The sequence below is a fragment of the Bradyrhizobium sp. CCBAU 25360 genome, from assembly GCF_028128695.1.
In the GTDB taxonomy this organism is placed as follows: Bacteria; Pseudomonadota; Alphaproteobacteria; order Rhizobiales; family Xanthobacteraceae; genus Bradyrhizobium; species Bradyrhizobium ottawaense.
This window is the reverse complement of record NZ_LBJA01000001.1, coordinates 1-18,043: the sequence shown is the minus strand read 5'-3', so window position 1 is coordinate 18,043 and position 18,043 is coordinate 1. Positions and strand designations below refer to the sequence as shown.

At 64.9% G+C, this 18,043-nt stretch carries 13 protein-coding genes and 1 pseudogene; 8 read left to right on the top strand and 6 right to left on the bottom strand.

All coding sequences use genetic code 11. The features are described from left to right. Positions 1-7: 7 nt before the first annotated feature. Genes flgA through flgF form a run of 3 tightly spaced genes read right to left on the bottom strand, consistent with a single transcriptional unit; the run spans position 8 to position 2,721 of the window. Positions 8-1,141 carry a flagellar basal body P-ring formation chaperone FlgA gene (flgA, locus tag XH81_RS00070; protein WP_028142755.1) on the bottom strand — a complete coding sequence of 378 codons (1,134 nt, stop codon included), beginning with the start codon at positions 1,139-1,141 and terminating at the stop codon, positions 8-10. A 10-nt stretch (positions 1,142-1,151) separates the two neighbouring features. Next, complete coding sequence (gene flgG / locus XH81_RS00065; RefSeq protein WP_028142756.1) at positions 1,152-1,940, bottom strand: flagellar basal-body rod protein FlgG; 789 nt, start codon at positions 1,938-1,940, stop codon at positions 1,152-1,154. Between the two features lie 16 nt (positions 1,941-1,956). Continuing rightward, positions 1,957-2,721: a flagellar basal-body rod protein FlgF gene (gene flgF / locus XH81_RS00060; RefSeq protein ID WP_028142757.1), complete on the bottom strand. Its 765-nt coding sequence runs from the start codon at positions 2,719-2,721 to the stop codon at positions 1,957-1,959. A gap of 377 nt (positions 2,722-3,098) precedes the next feature. Between flgF and fliL the strand changes: the two genes are divergently transcribed. The 5 genes from fliL to XH81_RS00035 all read left to right on the top strand — a co-directional run bounded on the left by fliL (position 3,099) and on the right by XH81_RS00035 (position 6,845). Next, positions 3,099-3,599 (top strand): flagellar basal body-associated protein FliL, encoded by a 501-nt coding sequence (gene fliL / locus XH81_RS00055; protein WP_028142758.1) that lies wholly within the window; start codon positions 3,099-3,101, stop codon positions 3,597-3,599. Between the two features lie 30 nt (positions 3,600-3,629). Next, entirely contained in the window at positions 3,630-4,832 is a 1,203-nt protein-coding gene (gene fliM, locus XH81_RS00050; protein ID WP_018321852.1) for a flagellar motor switch protein FliM, read from the top strand. Continuing rightward, positions 4,829-5,275, top strand: a complete 447-nt coding sequence (locus XH81_RS00045) for a DUF6468 domain-containing protein (protein ID WP_028142759.1) — start codon at positions 4,829-4,831, stop codon at positions 5,273-5,275. Before fliM ends, XH81_RS00045 begins: the two co-directional genes overlap by 4 nt. Positions 5,276-5,285: 10 nt before the next feature. Continuing rightward, on the top strand, positions 5,286-6,050 hold the full coding sequence (locus tag XH81_RS00040; protein WP_028142760.1) for a MotE family protein: 765 nt from the start codon (positions 5,286-5,288) through the stop codon (positions 6,048-6,050). Between the two features lie 597 nt (positions 6,051-6,647). Further along, positions 6,648-6,845: a hypothetical protein gene (locus tag XH81_RS00035; RefSeq protein ID WP_018321856.1), complete on the top strand. Its 198-nt coding sequence runs from the start codon at positions 6,648-6,650 to the stop codon at positions 6,843-6,845. A gap of 22 nt (positions 6,846-6,867) precedes the next feature. Here XH81_RS00035 and XH81_RS00030 read toward each other — a convergent pair whose 3' ends face one another. After that, on the bottom strand, positions 6,868-11,001 hold the full coding sequence (locus XH81_RS00030; RefSeq protein WP_244626219.1) for a VCBS domain-containing protein: 4,134 nt from the start codon (positions 10,999-11,001) through the stop codon (positions 6,868-6,870). 396 nt (positions 11,002-11,397) lie between these two features. On the opposite strand from XH81_RS00030, the gene XH81_RS00025 reads away from it, so the two are divergent. The 3 genes from XH81_RS00025 (at position 11,398) to XH81_RS00015 (ending at position 16,954) form a co-directional block, all read left to right on the top strand. Continuing rightward, entirely contained in the window at positions 11,398-12,024 is a 627-nt protein-coding gene (locus tag XH81_RS00025) for a FecR family protein (RefSeq protein WP_312017544.1), read from the top strand. Positions 12,025-12,129: 105 nt separating this feature from the next. Beyond that, positions 12,130-13,032 (top strand): tetratricopeptide repeat protein, encoded by a 903-nt coding sequence (locus XH81_RS00020; RefSeq protein WP_063615325.1) that lies wholly within the window; start codon positions 12,130-12,132, stop codon positions 13,030-13,032. Between the two features lie 181 nt (positions 13,033-13,213). Further along, positions 13,214-16,954, top strand: a complete 3,741-nt coding sequence (locus XH81_RS00015) for a hypothetical protein (protein WP_049824217.1) — start codon at positions 13,214-13,216, stop codon at positions 16,952-16,954. A gap of 111 nt (positions 16,955-17,065) precedes the next feature. Here XH81_RS00015 and fliP read toward each other — a convergent pair whose 3' ends face one another. Further along, the gene (fliP, locus tag XH81_RS00010) at positions 17,066-17,824 is read right to left on the bottom strand and encodes a flagellar type III secretion system pore protein FliP (RefSeq protein WP_028142765.1); all 759 of its coding nucleotides are present in this window, start codon (positions 17,822-17,824) and stop codon (positions 17,066-17,068) included. Then, a pseudogene (locus XH81_RS00005) lies at positions 17,821-18,043 on the bottom strand (flagellar biosynthetic protein FliO); the annotation flags it as partial. The pseudogene XH81_RS00005 and the gene fliP, both read right to left, overlap by 4 nt.

The following is an 18,043-nucleotide window of genomic DNA, read 5'->3' as shown; positions in this document are numbered from 1 at the left end:
CGAACTCTTACTTGGCTTGAGCTTGCGAGACGCGAGCTTGCGGGATCTGGGCTTGTGCGATCTGGGCCGGCGACGCGGGGGCCTGCACCAGGTTCCGGAGGAGGGCTGCGGCGTCGACAGGGGCCGGCGCTTCATCGCGCTTGAGCGAGGAGGTCTGCTCGACCGCGGGCGCCATCGGCACGGACTGGCTCGCGCCCTGGATCGTCACCTGGCCGCGGCCGGTGACCACCCCGGTCAGCGTGCGCTTGGATTGCAGATTGAGCACGCTGACGGTGTCGCCCTCGGCGCCGCTCTCGACCGCCTTGCCGCGCGTGGTGAGATAGAGGCCGGGCGCCTGGAAGATGACGGTCACGGCCTGGTCGCGCACCACGAAGTCGGGCTTGACGATGTCGGCGGCCCGAAGCGGCGTGCCCGCCCGCATCGCGCGGCGCAGCTGCATGCCGACGCTGCGCTCGCGCGAGGCCGGCTCGCCGGTGACCTCGGCCTTCGGCCGGCGCTCCAGCGCGACGTCGGAGGACTTCAGCGTATCGGCACGATCGATGTCGCGCGTCAGCACGGCCACTTCCACCGTCTCGATCGCGGTCCCGGTGAAGCGCAGCTTGGTCGCGGTCGGATTGCTGTCGTTGGCGATCTCGAAGGCGATGTCGAACCGGCCGCTGCGGGCGTCGTAGCGGGTTGCGACCGGCTGGAGCGCGCCGGAATTGGAGGCATCCAGCCGCATCTCGGCGACGCCGCGGTCGAAGGTGACGGTGATGTTGGCGGCGTCCCCGAGGCCGAAGCGGCGCTCGAGCGCCGAGGCGACGGCGGTTTCGAGATCCTTGTTCGCGAGCGTGCGGGCAAGGCGGGTGACCTGGACCTCCTTGAGGTCGCCGGTCATCACGCCGATCACCTGCTTTGCGCGGAGCACTGACAGCACCTGCGCGACCGTCAGCGTGCCGGTGGTGCCGAGATCGGGCGAGCGGTAGACCGGGATCAGCGCGGCCGATCCGGCATTGTCGATGAGATCGCCGACCCGCACCACGTCCGAGGTCACGGTGACGCTCGCGCGCAGTGTCGGCGAGGCGATGAAATCGTCCGCGGCCGCTGCCGGCAGGGCCAGCGCGAGCAGGGCGGAGATGGTGGCGAGGGTGGCGCGGATCATCGTCATTGCCTCAGCGGAACAGCGCTGTGGTCGATTGCATCATCTGATCGGCGGCGCTGATCACCTTGGCGTTCATCTCGTAGGCGCGCTGGGCGGCGATCAGGTCGCTCATCTCCGAGACGACGTCGACATTGGCCTGCTCGAGGCTGCCCTGGGTGATCTTGCCGTAGCCCTCGGAGTTCGCGGTGCCGTCCTGCGGCGGGCCGGACGACGGGGTCTCGGTGAACTGGTTGCTGCCGACCGGCTGCAGGCCCGCCTTGTTGATGAAGCGGGTCACGCCGATCTGGCCGACGATCGAAGAGGTCGACGAGCCCGGCAGCGTCACCGAGACCTGGCCCTGCTCGCTCACGCTGATGCCGGACGCGTTTTGCGGGATCGTGATGCTCGGCTGCACCGGGTTGCCCTGGGCGGTGACGACGCGGCCCTGATTGTCCATCTGGAAGGTGCCGTCGCGGGTGTACTGGTAGGTGCCGTCGGGCATCAGGATCTTGAAGAAGCCCTCGCCGGACATCGCGAGGTCGAGATCGTTGCCGGTCTGCGACAGCGTGCCCTGCGTCATGCTGCGCGGCGTGCCGACGGTCTTGACGCCGCCGCCGATGTCGACGCCGACGGGCAGGATGGTGCCCTGGTCCGAGGCCTGCGCGCCGACGCGGCGGACGTGCTCGTAGATCAGGTCCTGGAACGCCGCGGTCTGCTTCTTGAAGCCGGTGGTGCGCAGGTTGGCGATGTTGTTGGAGATCACCTGAACGTTGAGTTCCTGTGCCGCCATTCCGGTCGCTGCGGTGTGAAGCGCCTGCATGTCAGTTCTCCCTCAATCAGGCCGGAACGTCGGCGAGCTTCTCGATCGCCGATTTGTGGAGGTCGCTCTGCTGCTGGAGCAGATTGGCGATGGCGGTGTAGCTGCGCATGACTTCGACCATGCGGGTCATCTCGCCGACCGAATTCACGTTCGACTTCTCGACATAGCCCTGGCGCACGCTGCTGGATTTGGCATCGGGTTGCAGGGTGGCGGAGCCGGCGGCATAGAGATTGGCGCCGAGCTTGGTCAGCTTGGTCGGATCGTCGAACGAGGCCATGCGGATCTTGCCGCGGATCGAGTCGGTCTTGGCGGTGCCCTCGAGCACCGTGATGGTGCCGTCGGGCGCGACGTTGATGTCGTGATCGGTCGGCTGGAAGGTGATCGGGCCGCCGGTGCCGAGCACCAGATTGCCGTCGGGGGTGACGAGCTGGCCAGTGGCGTTGAGCGAGAACTTGCCGTCGCGGGTGAACATCTCGCCGCCATTGGCCTGCACCGCGAAATAGGCGTTGCCGTCGATCGCCATGTCGAGCGGGTTGTTGGTCGGCTCCATCGGGCCCTGGCCGATGTCGCGGTAGGTGCCGCGGTCCTGCACATAGGAGACCCGGCGGTCCGCGCCGATGAAATTGTCCTCACGCGCGTTCGAATTGAGGTACTCCTCGAACAGCGAATGGTCGGCCTTGAAGCCGTTGGTGTTGGCATTGGCGACGTTGTTGGCGATGACATCCATCTGCCGTTCCAACGTCATCTGCCGTGACAAGCCGATCAGAAGCGCGTTCTGCATCGGAAATCTCCCCTGAGCGGATCTGCCATTTCGCTCTCCCAAGCGCCTTGGCGGACCCCGTGAACGAGACCGTCGGGTTCTCCCAAACCGTCGGGTCTCGGTCCTTTCTCAGCGAAAGCCGTGCCAACCTGGAAAACTTCGTAATTTCAGTGGTTTGCTGATTTTGAAGGGGCGCTGGAGGGCGGCAGAAAGGTTCTGTTAGCCATGTCTGCCCGGCAGATTTTTCCTAGTGGAGGCCCAATCGAAAGATTCCGTTAACCATTATTACCGTAGCGTTTGCCATGAAGAGGAGCGCATTGCGCCGGGGCATTTGTATCGCGTCCTTGTCTTAAGGCTTCGCTCTTTCGACCCCTTTGAGAGATCCGGGCGCGGCGACCATGGCAGAGAATGAAGCGGAAGGCGGCGCAGCCACTGAGGGCGCGGAAGCCGCTCCGCCGAAGAACAAGCTGAAGCTCATCATCATGGCCGTCGGCCTGCTCGCCGTTCTCGGCGGCGGTGCTGCGACCTGGTTCTTCTTCTTCCGGCACGGCGACGACGAGCATCATGCCGAGGCCGCGCCTCCGCCGAAGCCGCCGTCCTTCGTCGACGTTCCCGACATCATGGTCAACCTCGCCGGTGCGCCCGGCGAGCGCGTGCAATATCTGCGGCTGAAGATCGTGCTGGAGCTGAAGGAAGAGAAGCAGATCGAGGCGATCAAGCCGACGATGCCGCGCGTCACCGACATCTTCCAGACCTATGTGCGCGAGCTGCGCCCCTCCGACCTCAACGGTTCCGCCGGCATCTTCCGCCTCAAGGAGGAGCTGACCAAGCGCGTCAACGCGGCGGTCGCTCCGGTCCAGGTCAGCGCGGTGCTGTTCAAGGAAGTCGTGATCCAGTGAGGACGCTGCGGAAGGTGATGGGCTAGCGTCATGGCCGGCAACGAGCAAATGGACCAGGATGCGATTGCCGCCCAATGGGAGGCATCGCTCGATTCGGAGGATCCCGCCGAGGCCGCGAAGGCTGCGGCCGAGAACGAGCTGTCGGAGACCATGGCCCTGCAATGGGCCGCCATGGTCGAGGACGGCAGCCGCGATCTCGGCAGCGGCAAGAATTCCGGCGAGCGGGTGCTGTCGCAGGAGGAGATCGACAATCTCCTCGGCTTCACCGTCGGCGACGTCACCCTCGACGACCATTCCGGCATCCGCGCGATCATCGATTCGGCGATGGTCTCCTACGAGCGTCTGCCGATGCTCGAAATCGTCTTCGACCGCCTGGTGCGGCTGATGACGACGTCCCTGCGCAATTTCACCTCCGACAACGTCGAAGTCTCGCTCGACCGCATCACCTCGGTGCGTTTCGGCGACTACATGAACTCGATCCCGCTGCCCGCCGTCCTCACCGTCTTCAAGGCCGAGGAATGGGAAAACTTCGGCATGGCGACGGTCGATTCCAACCTGATCTATTCGATGATCGACGTGCTGCTCGGTGGCCGCCGCGGCACCAGCCAGCTCCGCATCGAGGGCCGGCCCTACACCACGATCGAGACCGAGCTGGTCAAGCGGCTGGTCGAGGTGGTGCTCGCCGACGCCGAGCAGGCGTTCCGGCCGCTGTCGCCGGTGACCTTCACGATCGACCGGCTCGAGACCAACCCGCGTTTCGCCGCGATCAGCCGTCCCGCCAATGCCGCGATCCTGGTGCGCCTGCGCATCGACATGGAAGACCGCGGCGGCAACATCGAGCTGCTGCTGCCTTATGCGACCATCGAGCCGATCCGGGGCGTCCTGCTCCAGATGTTCATGGGCGAAAAGTTCGGCCGCGACCCGGTCTGGGAAGGCCATTTCGCCACCGAGATCGTGCAGGCCGAGATCGCCGTCGATGCCGTGCTCTACGAGGCCGACATCCCGCTCAAGCAGCTGATGCGGCTCAAGGTCGGCGACACCCTGCCGCTGGACATGCGCGCCGACGCCAACGTCACCGTGCGCTGCGGCGACGTCACGCTGACCGAGGGGAGGATGGGCCGGGTCGGCGACCGCGTCGCGATTCGCGTGACGAAACCCTTGCGCAAGCCAAGTACGACACTTGCGATGTTCGAGAAGGTGGACGAGCAGAACAAGATGATGGAGGCCCCATGAACCACTCCCTGGGAATGGCGATCGAGACGCTGGTGGCTATCCTGCTGATGCTGACGATCGTTTATTGCGTCATGCTCAACAAGCGGCTGACGCGGCTGAAGGCGGACGAGCATTCGCTGAAGGCGGTGATCGGCGAGCTGATCACCGCGACCGAGATCGCCGAGCGCGCGATCGGCGGGCTGAAGCTGGCGGTGCGCGACGTCAACGAGAATCTCGGCAGCCAGCTCGCCGCGGCGACGCAGATGTCGGACCAGCTCTACAAGCAGCTCGGCGAGGCCGACAACGTGGTGCGCCGGCTGTCCAAGATCGCGATCGCCGCGCGCCCCATGACCGGTCCGGAAACGGTCGTCGCCCCCGCAGCCAAGCCATCGACGGCGAAGGCGGTGGCGGCTGCGGCCGAAGCCTTCTCCGAGCGCCGACGATCCAACGGCCTTGCCGCATGAAGTCAGGGGTATGAAGTCCTTTCGTAACATCCGCGTCATCCCGGTCGTCCTGGTTGCCGTCGCAGGCCTCGCCACGCTGAAGGTGGCGGGTCTCGTGATCAATGGCGGCTATGTGTTCGACTACAAGCCGAACCAGACCAGGAAATCCTGGGCGCAGGAGAATCTGAACTTCCCGACCGGCCGCGAGGAGCCGGAGATCATCACCGGCTCGACCCATGGCGCGCCGAAGGAGGCGCCCAAGCCAGCCGCGCCGGAGACCAAGCCGGAAGGCACCGTGGTCAAGGTCGACGAAGCCCAGCCGCAGGTCTCGGCCTCCGAGCGCGCGATCCTCGAGCGGTTGCAGGCGCGCCGCCAGGAGATCGAGGCCCGCCAGCGCGAGATCGACATCCGCGAGAGCCTGCTCAAGTCGGCCGAGAAGCGCATCGAAGGCAAGGTTGAGGAGATGAAGGCGGTGGAAACCCGCATCTCCGCGACGCAGGCCGAGCAGAAGGCCGCCGAAGCCCAGCGCATGAAGGGCCTCGTGACCATGTACGAGGGCATGAAGCCCAAGGACGCCGCACGGGTGTTCGACCGGCTGGAGATGGGCGTGCTGATCGAGATCGCCTCGGCGATCGCGCCGCGGAAGATGTCGGACATCATGGGACTGATGTCGCCGGAGGCCGCCGAGAAGCTGACGGTCGAGATGGCCCGCCGTGCCAATGGCGGCGGCGATCAGTCGGCCTCGGCCGGCGAGCTGCCCAAGATCGACGGCAAGCCGACGCAAAAGCCGAATTGAGGGCGCGAGGCGAAGAGGGCTATCGCGACCTGGCGCGTTGTCGCGTGGCCAGTTCGACCGGCGCCCAGCGAGAGGCCTTGCGGGTCTAGTTCGCGAAGACCTGTTGCACCCTGCGAACAGGCGCCTGCTTCTCCAGCCGAGGAAGAGTATCGACCTGCTGCTTGATTAGCGCTGCCTTCGTGACGCGAGTCACGAGCTGCAGGGTGCTATGGCAACAGGAGCACTCATATATTTTCAGGGCATATCCTCTGGCGATCGGAACGATCGCTACGACCGCTCTTGCCCTGCTACACACAATGCAACCGGCTTCTCCGCTCATTGATTACCCCCAAAGCTAACCAATGCGATTCGCATCGCCGAGGTCACATCTGATTCAGAGTCGCGCGCGAACCGCAACGCTCCGAAGGTTGTGAGTGCGCGCGCTCAGCAACTCCTCAAGGCGGCAGATCAAGCTCCCGCGGCGGATGCAGTCGAAGCTGGCGGCATCTTCTGAGACTGCGATGAGTTGACGCGCGCAGGTGTGAAGTGGCGTACAGTGGCGCCCAAGGCCCGGTCCTACGCTTTGGCCAGTCGCAATCGGCAGCGCAGGAGGAGGCCATGAACTACTCGTCCGCAGCAGAACGCGTCATCGAGGCCCTCAACCGGCTGCTCATAGCGGCGATGACATCGGCGTGGACATCCGCCCTCAGCCATCAGCATGCAGAGCCGCCAGAAGGCGACGACGGCAACGATGATGAATCTTCTCTCGACGAAGACAGCTCCTCGGCACCGGAAGGTGCCGGCAAGCAACATTGAAGCCGCAATCGGCTTAAGGCCGTCACACGATCAGATCGTGCGACACATGGCCGTGAACGGTACCTGCCGAGAAAGGTGGATCGACATCGGACGGCGATGTTTCAGGCATGAATGCCGGCTCGGATCCATGGAATTCCCCAGCGTGCCCGTGATGACCGACGAAGTCCGAGAGCTGATCCAGCATCGCGCTATGCAGCGAGCCCTGCGACGCGTCATCCCGGAACTGGAACGAGTCGCCGAGCTGCTGCGGATCGGCAGGCTTTGATCCAGACGCTCCCCCGGACGGGTTGTGCTGGTCCGCCCCGCTTGAGAGCGAATGGTTGGCACCGCCGGTCGATGACTTCAGAAGGCTGGGGTTGAGCGAAGTGTCTGCCGCTTCGTGGGAATGAGCCGCCTGGGCGGCGCCTCTTGGTGATGAGACGCCGTCATTCCCAGCGTCGCTTCCGAGCGCAAGCCCGCTACCGGCGTGCTGTCCGGCAGCGCCATGGGCAAAATTCAGCATGGCGATGTCGGGCACCTGGCCGCTTGCGGCAATCGCGCCATTCTTGCCAGCCAATGAGGCTGCGTCGAGCCCGGCCGGGTTGGTGAAGACAAAGCTGGCCTCGGTGAGCGGGACCACGTGTTGCACGATCACAGACAGTCCGCCGGCTGAGGGAGTTGCCGCGTCGCCGCGGGGCGTTTCGGTCGCGAGCGTTTGCACTTCGTCTGAACTGGACAAGCTGGAATATCCGGTCTGTCCGATCTGGTCCCAGTTCGAATCGAGGCTGGTGGTCGCCTCGGTCGATTGGATTGTCGAACTTCCCGCAGCGAGAAGCGTGCCGTCGCCGCTGCCGGACTCGGACAAGCCTTCGGAAGTGATCGTCATCACGGCGGTCGCGTCACCCTGCGAGGTTGCGATGGGGTCGAGCAGCTCGCCGGCAGCCGCCGTCACAGGTGCCGCTGCCGGCGCCGTGATGAAGTCCGACGCGTCGATGGTTGCGATGCCCTGCAAATGGATTTCGAGCAGACTGGAATCGCCGACGTGCAGGGTCTGGTCCGTTGAATTGACGTACACGATCGTTTCATTCGCCGCGCTGTCATAGAGCCAGGCGATCGTATGTGCCGGCACGGCCGTGCTGGTCGAGCTCAAGGCCAATATGGCGAACCCAAGCGCGCCCATGGCAGTCAAGTCGATCTTGTCCGCTCCCGATGCAAAGTCGGTGATGGTGTCGAACTGGCTTGCGTTGGAGTCGGCTACGAACAAGTAAGCGAAACGGTCGTTCCCATTGCTGCCGGTGAGCTGGTCCGCACCAAATCCGCCCGTTATGGTGTCGGCGCCGTTGTTGCCGTTGATGGTATCGCTGCCCGAGCCGCCGTAGATGGTGTCATCCCCATCATTGCCTTTGATCGTGTCATTGCCCGAGCCGCCATAGAGAACGTCGGCCTTTCCGGTCCCATTGACCGTGTCGCTGCTGGCCCCCGCGTAGATGATCTGACCTGTGTTGCCGCCACCGGCAATCGTTTCGCTCCCCGGCGTTCCATACACGTTGGGGGGATCTGAGATCACGGCAGATCCGGTGGCCAGGTTATCGAAATCGTTCGGGTCTGCGTCGCTGGCACCATGAATGGCGACGGTCACCGTCTGCGTCGTACCGTCGATGGCAGTTATCGAGAAGGTGTCCGTCAGGGTTTCGCCGGCCTCGAGCGCCTGAACCACGGTGTTGTTGTTATCGAGGGTGTAAGTCCATACGCCGGCTGCGGTCATCGTGAAGGTGCCGTATCCGCCGTCGCTAGCAGCCGGCGAAGAGACTGCGGTGAACGTGTTCGGAGCGTTGTCGACGTCCGTATCGGTGAGCGTGCCGGTCGTGACGGGAATGCCGGGCGAGAAAGTTCCTGCCTCTGTCACTGAGCCGGTCGTGGTGCCGGAAATAAGGGCGGCGTCGTTGCTGCCCTGAATGGTGATCGTCACCACCTGCGGCGTACCGTCGAGGGCGTTGACGGTGAAACTGTCGGTGAGCGTGCCGCCGACATTGAGCGCCTGCACCGCGCCGCTGGCGTTGTCCAAGGTGTAGGTCCACACGCCGGCGGCGGTTATCGTAAAGGTGCCATAACCATTCGTGCTTGCCTTGGGCGAACTCACCGCGCTGAAGGTATTGGACGGATTGTCGACGTCGGAGGCAAAGAGCGTGCCCGTTGTGCTCGGGCTGCCGGGTGTCGCGTTGGCAACGCCTCCGGCCTCGGTCACCGAGGCGGTCGTGGTGCCGGAAACGACGGCTGCATCGTTGGCGCCATGGATGGTGATCGTTACCACTTGGGCCGTTCCGTCCAGAGTGGTCACTGTGAACGTGTCGGTCAGTGTCTCGCCGGTATTGAGCCCCTGCACCGCGCCGTTGGCATTGTCGAGCGTGTAGGTCCACACGCCCGCTGCCGTCATGGTGAAGGTGCCATAGCCGGCGGCGCTCACCGTCGGCGATCCGACGGCCGTGAAAGCATTGGCGGTCGTGTCGACGTCGGCGTCGGTGAGGGTGCCGGTCGCGGTGGGTGTGCCGGGGTTTGCGTTGGCGACGTCGCCGGCCTCGATCACGTCGCCGGTCGTCGCGCCGGAAATGATCGCAGCGTCACTGGTCCCGTGGATGGTGATCGTCACCACCTGTGGGGTGCCTCCGATCGAGGTCACCGTAAAGCTGTCGGTCAGCGTCTCGCCGGCATTGAGTGCCTGCACTGCGAGGTTGGCATTGTCCAAGGTGTAGGTCCACACGCCGGCCGCCGTCATCGTGAAGGTGCCATAGCCACCGGCGCTCGCGGTTGGCGAACTCACGGCGGTGAACGTATTGGGCGGATCGTCGACATCGATGTCGGTGAGGGTGCCGGTCGCAAGCGGCGTGCCGGGCGTTCCGTTGGCGATGCCGCCAGCCTCGATGATCGAACCGGTCGTGGTGCCGGAGATGATTGCAGCGTCATTGACACCGTTGATGGTGATCGTGAAGGTCTGGGTGACGGAGGTGAGTCCGTCGGAGACGGTGATAACGAAACCGTCGGTCGTAGGCGCCTTCAGCGCGTTGATTGCGGCATTGTCGGGCACGAACGTATAAGCGCCGCTCGTGCTGTTGACGTAGAGAATCCCGTAGGAACTTGTCTTCGACAGATCGTACGTCACTCCATCCAGAACCGTACTGCCGGCGCTGGCCCCGATGATGCCGAAGGTCAGATTGCCGCCGCCGCTGGTGCTACTGGCACTGAAGGTTCCCGTCGTCGCCGTGAATGTGTCAAACACGACCGTATCGAGCTCGATTGGCCCAGCCCCGGTGCTGAGAGTCGGCGGTACAGGGTCCACCAGCGCGAAAGTGATGAGTGGCAACGTCGTCGGCAAGATCTGCAGCGTGGGCGCATCCGGCTGAATGAAATTGATCGGCTGCAGTGGCTGGGGTTTGACGAAGAAAGGCGTGCTCGAGCCACGGGGCCCTTGTTCTCCTAGATTGGCGAGCACATCCTGTTGGGCGGCGCGCAACTCCTCCATGCGAGCCGCCGTGTTCGCGACGTGATTGACGCTGATGGTGGATCCCACCTTCTTGATGACGATCGTCTCGCCGGGATCTTCGACGATGATGCGTCGCGGGACCCGCTCCTTGGTCACGAGCTCAAATGCGCCGTGCGCAAGGTCCTTGTAGGTAATGGAGTCGTCATCCAGGAATGTGACATCCGGGTCCGCGGCCTCGGCATGCTGCGCGGCCGAGAAGGTCAATGCTGCAAGTGTCAGCATCCCGAAACCGCCCGCGTGGCCCCGGGCGCGAATGCCTGCAATGGGCGTATTCAGCTGGAGCGCCCCGGTTTCCGCCAGCCGGCCCGGTACGAAACTGAAGCTCCCTCGGGTCACGTCGAACAAGGCTGCAGGTGGCATGCCTTCGACGTCGAAGACAAACTCGCTCAGCACAACGTGAGTGCTGCAGGCGATGTTGAAGAAAGTACCGTCGATGAAGCAGATTGTGATCTGCCCGTCGGCGTCGGTCTCCAGCACGTCGCCCCGGTAGATGGGCGCACCAGCTACGGCCTGTGTGGCGACGCAGCTCGCTCGCGTAAGCGCACAGCAACCGATCACTCTTTGAATATGGCCGATGAGTTCGACGGGCAGGGCCATGGCGGCCCCGCTGTCAACCTGGATGCCGGATGCAACTAACATGGCTAGACCTCGCCCGGGTGATCGATTCAGGCTCGGCGTGCTGCCAAAACCTTGCTGGGGCCCTCGCCAAGGGACAAAATTTCCTGGGCGCTGGCAGCCCCGAAGGCTTGCCCGCCGAAAAAATCAAGTCGATCGAGAGAGATGCATTGCGCGGGAGAGAGCGACGCGTACCGCCATTCCCGCCGTGCCCCCTCCCGCCAATGTGATTAAATTGACAAACGAGACGTATTTAATTTGTGGCGCTCGTGTAGCGCTGGAGATAAATTAGGCTAGTTAATAAAATTAAACAACAATTATAGTTATTCTGGCAGCGCTGCGCGGTTCAAGAATGGGCCGCCGATAGCGACGAGATCTTCTCAGAAAGGGGGGATCATGTGCAGACCTGCGATAGCCGCTTTGACGACCGGCCTGGTTTTGGCCCTTGCCAATTTCTTGCCGAGTGAGGCTCGAGCGCAAATCGATTCCGCCAAGCCCGCCGTCGCTGCCTCGTCATCGAAACCGATTGGGAAGGTGGTGGTGGCCACAGGCTCGGTCACGATCGAACATGCGGGCGCCGTGGTCGTTCAGGCGAATGTCTCGAGTGACCCTGGCCGGGCCAACACGGGTGATCCCGTATATCTTGGTGACGTGGTGCAGACGGGGGCCGACGGCCGCGTCGGCATCAATTTTACCGACGGCAGCTCGTTCAATTTATCGAGCAACGCCCGCATGGTGTTGGATCACTATGTGTATGAGCCGGCCGGCAAGTCCAATGCGACCCTATTCAATCTCGCCAGGGGAACGTTCACTTTTGTTGCGGGCGGTGTCGCGAAGACCGGCGACATGAAGGTCGATACTCCCGTCGCCACGCTGGGGATCCGAGGCACGACGCCGCATGTCGAGATTTCGGACGATGGGTCGGTCAAAATTTCGACCCTGATCGAAGAGGGCAAGAGTAAGCTCTTGAAGAAACCGCCGACATCGGCGGCGCCGGAGCCCGATCGAACCAGCAATCGGAGGCTCAACATCTGCCGGGGATGCTGAGAAACTTGCTAGGCCCGAAGCCGCCGTGATGCCGCAGTGCCGGCCGGGCAGGGAGACCAGGATTGGCGCTTCGTTCGCTGTCGGAGCCGGACACTTGGTGTGGAAATGATTGCAAGAGCCAGTTTCATCAAGGCCGTGATGCTCATTCTTGTCCTTGTGCTGTCCAGTTCGTCGGGCTGGGCGCAGAAGAAGGGCAGCTCCCTCAAGAATGTTGAACTGTGTAACGGCTCAGACCGCGTGTCACCCGAAGCTCGGATCGATGGCTGCACGGCGTTTATCGATGCGGGCGAGGGAGCGGTGAACGGCTTCGTTGTCGCCTACAACAACAGGGGGAATGCCTATAGCGCCAAAGCCGACTACGAACGCGCGATCAAGGATTTCGTTGAAGCGACCAGGCTTGACCCGAATTATGCGAAAGCGTTCAACAACCTCGGCGTGGCCTATCTGAGAACGGGGGCGCGCGATCTGGCGATCGGCGCGTTTGACGAGGCGCTCAGGCTCAACCCGAACTACGGCTCCGCTTTTGCCAACCGTGCGGCGGCCCACCTGCAAGGGAACGCGTACGACCGCGCAGCGCGGGACTATGACGAGGCAATTCGCCTTGATCCGAAGCTGGAGGCGGTGCGGAGCGGACGCTGTTGGACCCGAGCCGTCCTTGGCGCTTTGCAGGCTGCGCTGGAAGACTGCGATATTGCGCTTCGATCGGGAGCAAACAACGCGGCAACATACGATTCGCGCGCTCTCATAAATCTGAAAATGGGGCAATTCTCCGCGGCGATGCATGACTACAACTCAGCGCTGCGGTTCGCGCCCAAGCTTGCGAGCGCGCTCTACGGCCGAGGGATTGCCAAATTCAAGCTCGGCGACACAGATGGTAGCCATAGCGATATCTCGGCGGCCAGAAAAATCGACGCTGGAATCGACCAAGCCTTTGACCGCTATGGGGTGCCCGTGAAGGGACAGGTCAACCGCGACGGCACCGTTTTGCAGGTGTTAACGAGGCCTTAACCATCGGCGTCTCAAATTCAGACGCGGCGGATCCGCCCACGCTCGATGCGGCACGGCGTGCTGCCTCCAAAGCAAATCAAGATATAGCATTAACAAGTCCTTAATTGGCGAGACCTACAGTCGACGGCATGGGCCGGCCTTAATGCCGGCATGGACCGCCGAACCGGAAGAAATGCCGCCAATGGCGCGAAAGGCTGCCGCTGGATTTGTGACGCGAGCCCGCGCCTTGGCGTCGGGGCTGTTGCGTCATGTCCGAACAGCGGGCGTGCTGGCGGCCTGCCTGCTGACCGGTCTCGGTGCGCCTGCCCGGGCGGCCGATCCGATCAGGGGCGAGGCGAGCTTTTCGGCCGGTGGCGGCTTTGCCCGTCTCGTCATCAAGCTCGGCGAGGACGTTCCCTCCGAGGTGACGACCGCAGGCTCCATCCTCATCATCCGGTTCGACCGGGCGGTCGACGTTCCCGTCGACCGCGTTCCCGAAGGCGCGCCCGATTACGTCAACTCCGCGCGCCGCGATCCTGACGGCGGTGCCATCCGCCTGTCGCTGGCGCGGCGCGTCACCGTCAACACCATGAATGCCGGCGAGCGCACTTTCGTCGACCTGTTGCCGGAGGGCTGGAAGGGACCGCCGCCGAGCCTGCCGATGGACGTGGTCAAGGAGCTCGCCGAGCGCGCCCGCGTGGCCGAGCGCGCGTTGCGCGCGCAGCGCGCCGCGGCGGAGACCAAGAAGCGTCCGCAGATCCGCGTGCGGGCCTCGGTGCAGCCGACCTTCGTGCGCTTCGTGTTCGAGATGCCCGACGGCGTCGGCGTCTCCTCCGTGCTCAACGAGCAGAAGCTCACGCTCGCTTTCAACGCCAACCTCAACTTCGATCTGGCGGACGCGGTCGTCGCGGCGCCGCCGAACGTCGCCTCGATCAAGCAGAAGGCCGACATCGATCAGACCAATGTCGAGATCGCGCTGATCGGCGATTCCGACGTGCATTCGTTCCGCGACGAGAAGAACTACGTCGTCGACGTCTCTTTTCAGCCCGACAAGGGCAAGACTGCCGCGACGCCCGAGGCGGCGATCGCGCAGATGAAGCCTGTCGGTCACGGACCGGCCCCCGACAAGCCCGCGGCCGAGAAGCCGAAGGACGCCCATCGCGAGATCGCGCCGCCGACCTCCGAGACGATCGCGCGCGAAGCCAAGATCGAGGTCAAGCCCGAGGTGAAGCCCGAAGCGCCCGCCGCGATGCCGCCCGCTGAAGCGCCGAAACCGGCGCCGGCTGCCGCGACTGAGGCTGTGCACGCTCCGGAAGCGCCCAAGGAAACTGCCAAGGAAACTGCGAAGGAAACTGCGAAGCCCGCGCCGCCGGTTTCCGAAGCGGCGGCCGCGCCTGCCAAGCCGGCGCCTGCCGAAGCGCCCAAAGAGGCCGTCAAGGAAGCCGCCAAGGAAGCCGCCAAGGCTGCGCCCGTTGAGGCGCCGGCCGCGCCGCAGCCCACGATCGCCAGCGTCGATGCGCGCCGCGACAGCGACGGCCTGCGCGTGACGTTCCCAATTCAGGTCGCAACACCGGCGGCCGCGTTCCGCCGCGGCGACACGGTGTGGCTGGTGTTCGATACGCCGAAGCCGATCGACGTCGAGGCGATCCGCGCCAGGGGCGGGGCGATGATCGGCGAGGTCGGCCGCATCCCGCTCGACAAGGGGCAGGCGGTGCGGATCCGTCTCACCCGCCCGCTGGTCTACTCGCTGGCGAGCGAGGAGGTCGGCAAGGAGACCAACTGGCTGCTGACGCTCGCCGACAAGATCCAGTCGACGCCGCTGCCGCTGATGATGTCGCGCAACATCACCGACCCCGCGTTCGCCAACATCGCCATCCCCTTCGCCAATCCCGGCCTGCTGCACAAGCTCACCGACCCCGATGCCGGCGACGCGCTCTATGTCGTCACCGCGCAGCGGCCGGTGCGCGGCTTCATCAAGCGGCAGGATCTCGTCGATCTCTCGCTGCTGGAATCCGCGCACGGCATCGCGATCCGGCCGAACTCCGACGAGGTCGGCGTCGAGGTCGGCGCCGACAAGGTGATCCTCGGCAAGAAGGGCGGACTGACGCTGTCGCCGGTCGACATCTCGGCCGAGCGCGCGCCGACCGCGGTGCGCCCGATCTTCAGCCCCGAAGGCTGGCGCAAGGGCCAGTCGGACAACTTCATGGCGCGCCAGGCCGAGCTGATGACGGCGATCTCGGCCGTCGAACCGGCGCTGCGTTCCCTGCCGCGGCTCGATCTCGCGCAGTTCTACATGTCGCGCGCGATGTATCACGAGGCCAAGGCCGTGACCGAGCTGATGCTGAGCGACCCGCTCAACAAGGAGGAGAGCGGCGCGCTGATCATGCATGCGATCGCCAGCATCCTGATCGGCCGGCCGGCGCAGGGCCTGAAGGACCTCGCCAATCCCGTGATCGGCAACAGCCACGATTCCCAGCTCTGGAAGGCGCTCGCCTATGCTCGCCAGGGCAAATGGGCTGACGCGCGCGAAAAATTCAAGAACGTCGAATTCGCCATTGCCTCGCTGCCGCTCGACATCCAGCGCATCGTGACGATGGACGCGATGCGCGCCTCACTCGAGGTGAAGGACTACGCCGGCGCCTCCAAGCGCCGCAGCGAGCTCGAGGTGGTCGGCGTCTCGCCCGAGGCCGCGCCCGGCTTCGCCGTGCTGCGCGGCCGGCTCGCCGAGGCGCTCGGCCACGACAAGGACGCGCTCGACGACTACAGGTTCGCGGCCGCCTCGGCCGATCGGCCGGCTGCGGCCGAGGCCAAGCAGCTCGAGGTCGCGCTGCGGCAGAAGCGCGACGAGATCAGCAAGGAAGACGCGCTGCGCGAGCTCGAGACGCTGTCCATGACCTGGCGCGGCGACGCGATCGAGGTCAAGACGCTGCAGATGCTGTCGCAGATGTTTGCCGAGAACGGGCGCTACCGCGATGCGCTCACCGCGGCGCGCACCGCGACCAGGCTGCAGCCGAACGCCGAAGCCTCGCGCCAGGCGCAGGATCTCGCCTCGGACCTGTTCACCAAGATCTTCCTGGGACCGAAGGGCGACGAGCTGCCGCCGGTCGAGGCGCTCGGGATGTTCTACGAATTCCGCGAGCTGACGCCGATCGGCCGGCGCGGCGACGAGCTGATCCGCCGTCTCGCCGACCGTCTCGCCTCGATCGACCTGCTCGACCAGGCCGCCGAGCTGCTGCAGTACCAGGTCGATCACCGCCTCGAAGGCGCTGCGCGCGCCCAGGTCGCCGCGCGCCTGTCCATGATCTATCTCGCCAACCGCAAGCCCGACATGGCGATCACCGCGCTGCGCGCGAGCCGCATCAGCGACCTCTCCGGCGAGCTCAGGCAGCAGCGCCTGCTGCTGGAGGCGCGCGCGCAGAGCGACGTCGGCCGTCACGATCTCGCGCTCGACATCGTCTCCAACGTCTCCGGGCGCGAGGTGCTGCGCCTGCGTTCCGACATCTTCTGGGCGGCACGGCGCTGGCGCGAGTCCGCCGAGCAGATCGAGCTCTATTACGGCGAGCGCTTCCGCGACTTCAAGCCGCTCAACGCGGTGGAGAAGAGCGACATCATCCGCGCCGCCGTCGGCTATGCGCTCGCCGACGACTCGATCGGCCTGTCGCGCTTCCGCGAGAAATACGCGCCGCTGATGAGCGAAAGCGCCGACCGTCTCGCCTTCGACATCGCCAGCAAGCCGGCCGCGGCCTCCAGTGCCGAATTCGCCGAGATCGCCAAGCTGGCTGCCAGCGTCGACACGCTCGACGGCTTCCTGCGCGAGATGAAGCAGCGCTTCCCCGACGCCACCGCCCGCGCCCCTGGCTCACCGCAGGCCAAGGAACAAGTCGACCACACCGGCTCGCTGCCGACGATCCCCGTCGTGCGTCAGATCAAGATGACGCGGTAGGAAGGCTGCCGCGCCAAGCGCGGCCCGCGACGGCTCCACGTTCTCGTCGATGACGAGAGGGAGCGGAGGCGGTCGCTGAGGGCGGAGGGGGCGCATCGCCCGATGCCTGCCTCACCCTCCGTAACTCTGCACCAGGCTCCCCGCCACCAGCGACCAGCCGTCGACCAGCACGAAGAAGATCAGCTTGAACGGCAGCGAGATCGTTGCCGGGGGCAGCATCATCATGCCCATCGACATCAGCACCGAGGCAACGACGAGGTCGATGATCAGGAAGGGCAGGAACAGCAGGAAGCCGATCTCGAAGGCGCGCTTCAGCTCGGAGATCATGAAGGCGGGGACGAGGATGCGCAGTGCGAGGTCGTCGGGGGTGGCCGGCGGCGCCTCGCCCGAGAGATCCAGGAACAGCTTGAGGTCCTTCTCGCGCACGTTCTTCTGCATGAAGCCGCGCAAGGGAACGGAGGCGCGCTGCAGCGCGTCCTCGACGCCGATCTGGTTGGCGACCAGCGGGCGGATGCCGTCGTCGTAGGATTTTTGCAGGACCGGCCCCATCACGAAGAAGGTGAGGAACATCGCCAGCGCGATGATCACCGAGTTCGGCGGCGCGGTCGCCGTGCCCAACGCGGTGCGCAGCAGCGACAGCACCACCACGATGCGCGTGAACGACGTCATCATGATCAGGATCGACGGCGCGATCGACAGCACGGTGAGCAGCGCGATCAGCTGGATCGCGCGCTCGGTGACGCCGCCGCCGCCAGCGCCGCCGCCGAGATTGATGCTGATGTCCTGCGCATGCGCCGGCATCGCTGCCGATGCCGCGCCGATCAGGACAGAAAGGAAAACAACTCTACGCGGGAGGGACGGCAGCCTCACGAAGACGGCTTCGGACGGCCGAGCAGAGAGGCCATCTCGTCTTCGAGATTCTCAAAGCTGGTCTTTTCCGCGGCAGGCTTTGCGGGCGGGGCCGGTGGTGCCGGCGGCTCGCTGCGGGCGGCGCGGGGTGGCGGCGGCGCAGGCGGTTCGGGCGCAACCGGAGGCGCGACCGTCTCGCCGGCCGGGCGACGCAAGGCTGCCTCCAGCCGCTGCGCCATT

Excerpts from the sequence above, each read along its gene's own strand:
- XH81_RS00045 (WP_028142759.1), top strand. The coding sequence starts at position 4,829 with ATGAACCACTCCCTGGGAATGGCGATCGAGACGCTGGTGGCTATCCTG.
- fliM (WP_018321852.1), top strand. The coding sequence starts at position 3,630 with ATGGCCGGCAACGAGCAAATGGACCAGGATGCGATTGCCGCCCAATGG.
- fliL (WP_028142758.1), top strand. The coding sequence starts at position 3,099 with ATGGCAGAGAATGAAGCGGAAGGCGGCGCAGCCACTGAGGGCGCGGAA.
- XH81_RS00020 (WP_063615325.1), top strand. The coding sequence starts at position 12,130 with ATGATTGCAAGAGCCAGTTTCATCAAGGCCGTGATGCTCATTCTTGTC.
- XH81_RS00035 (WP_018321856.1), top strand. The coding sequence starts at position 6,648 with ATGAACTACTCGTCCGCAGCAGAACGCGTCATCGAGGCCCTCAACCGG.
- flgA (WP_028142755.1), bottom strand. The coding sequence starts at position 1,141 with ATGATCCGCGCCACCCTCGCCACCATCTCCGCCCTGCTCGCGCTGGCC.
- XH81_RS00030 (WP_244626219.1), bottom strand. The coding sequence starts at position 11,001 with ATGTTAGTTGCATCCGGCATCCAGGTTGACAGCGGGGCCGCCATGGCC.
- XH81_RS00040 (WP_028142760.1), top strand. The coding sequence starts at position 5,286 with ATGAAGTCCTTTCGTAACATCCGCGTCATCCCGGTCGTCCTGGTTGCC.
- flgF (WP_028142757.1), bottom strand. The coding sequence starts at position 2,721 with ATGCAGAACGCGCTTCTGATCGGCTTGTCACGGCAGATGACGTTGGAA.
- flgG (WP_028142756.1), bottom strand. The coding sequence starts at position 1,940 with ATGCAGGCGCTTCACACCGCAGCGACCGGAATGGCGGCACAGGAACTC.
- XH81_RS00015 (WP_049824217.1), top strand. The coding sequence starts at position 13,214 with ATGGCGCGAAAGGCTGCCGCTGGATTTGTGACGCGAGCCCGCGCCTTG.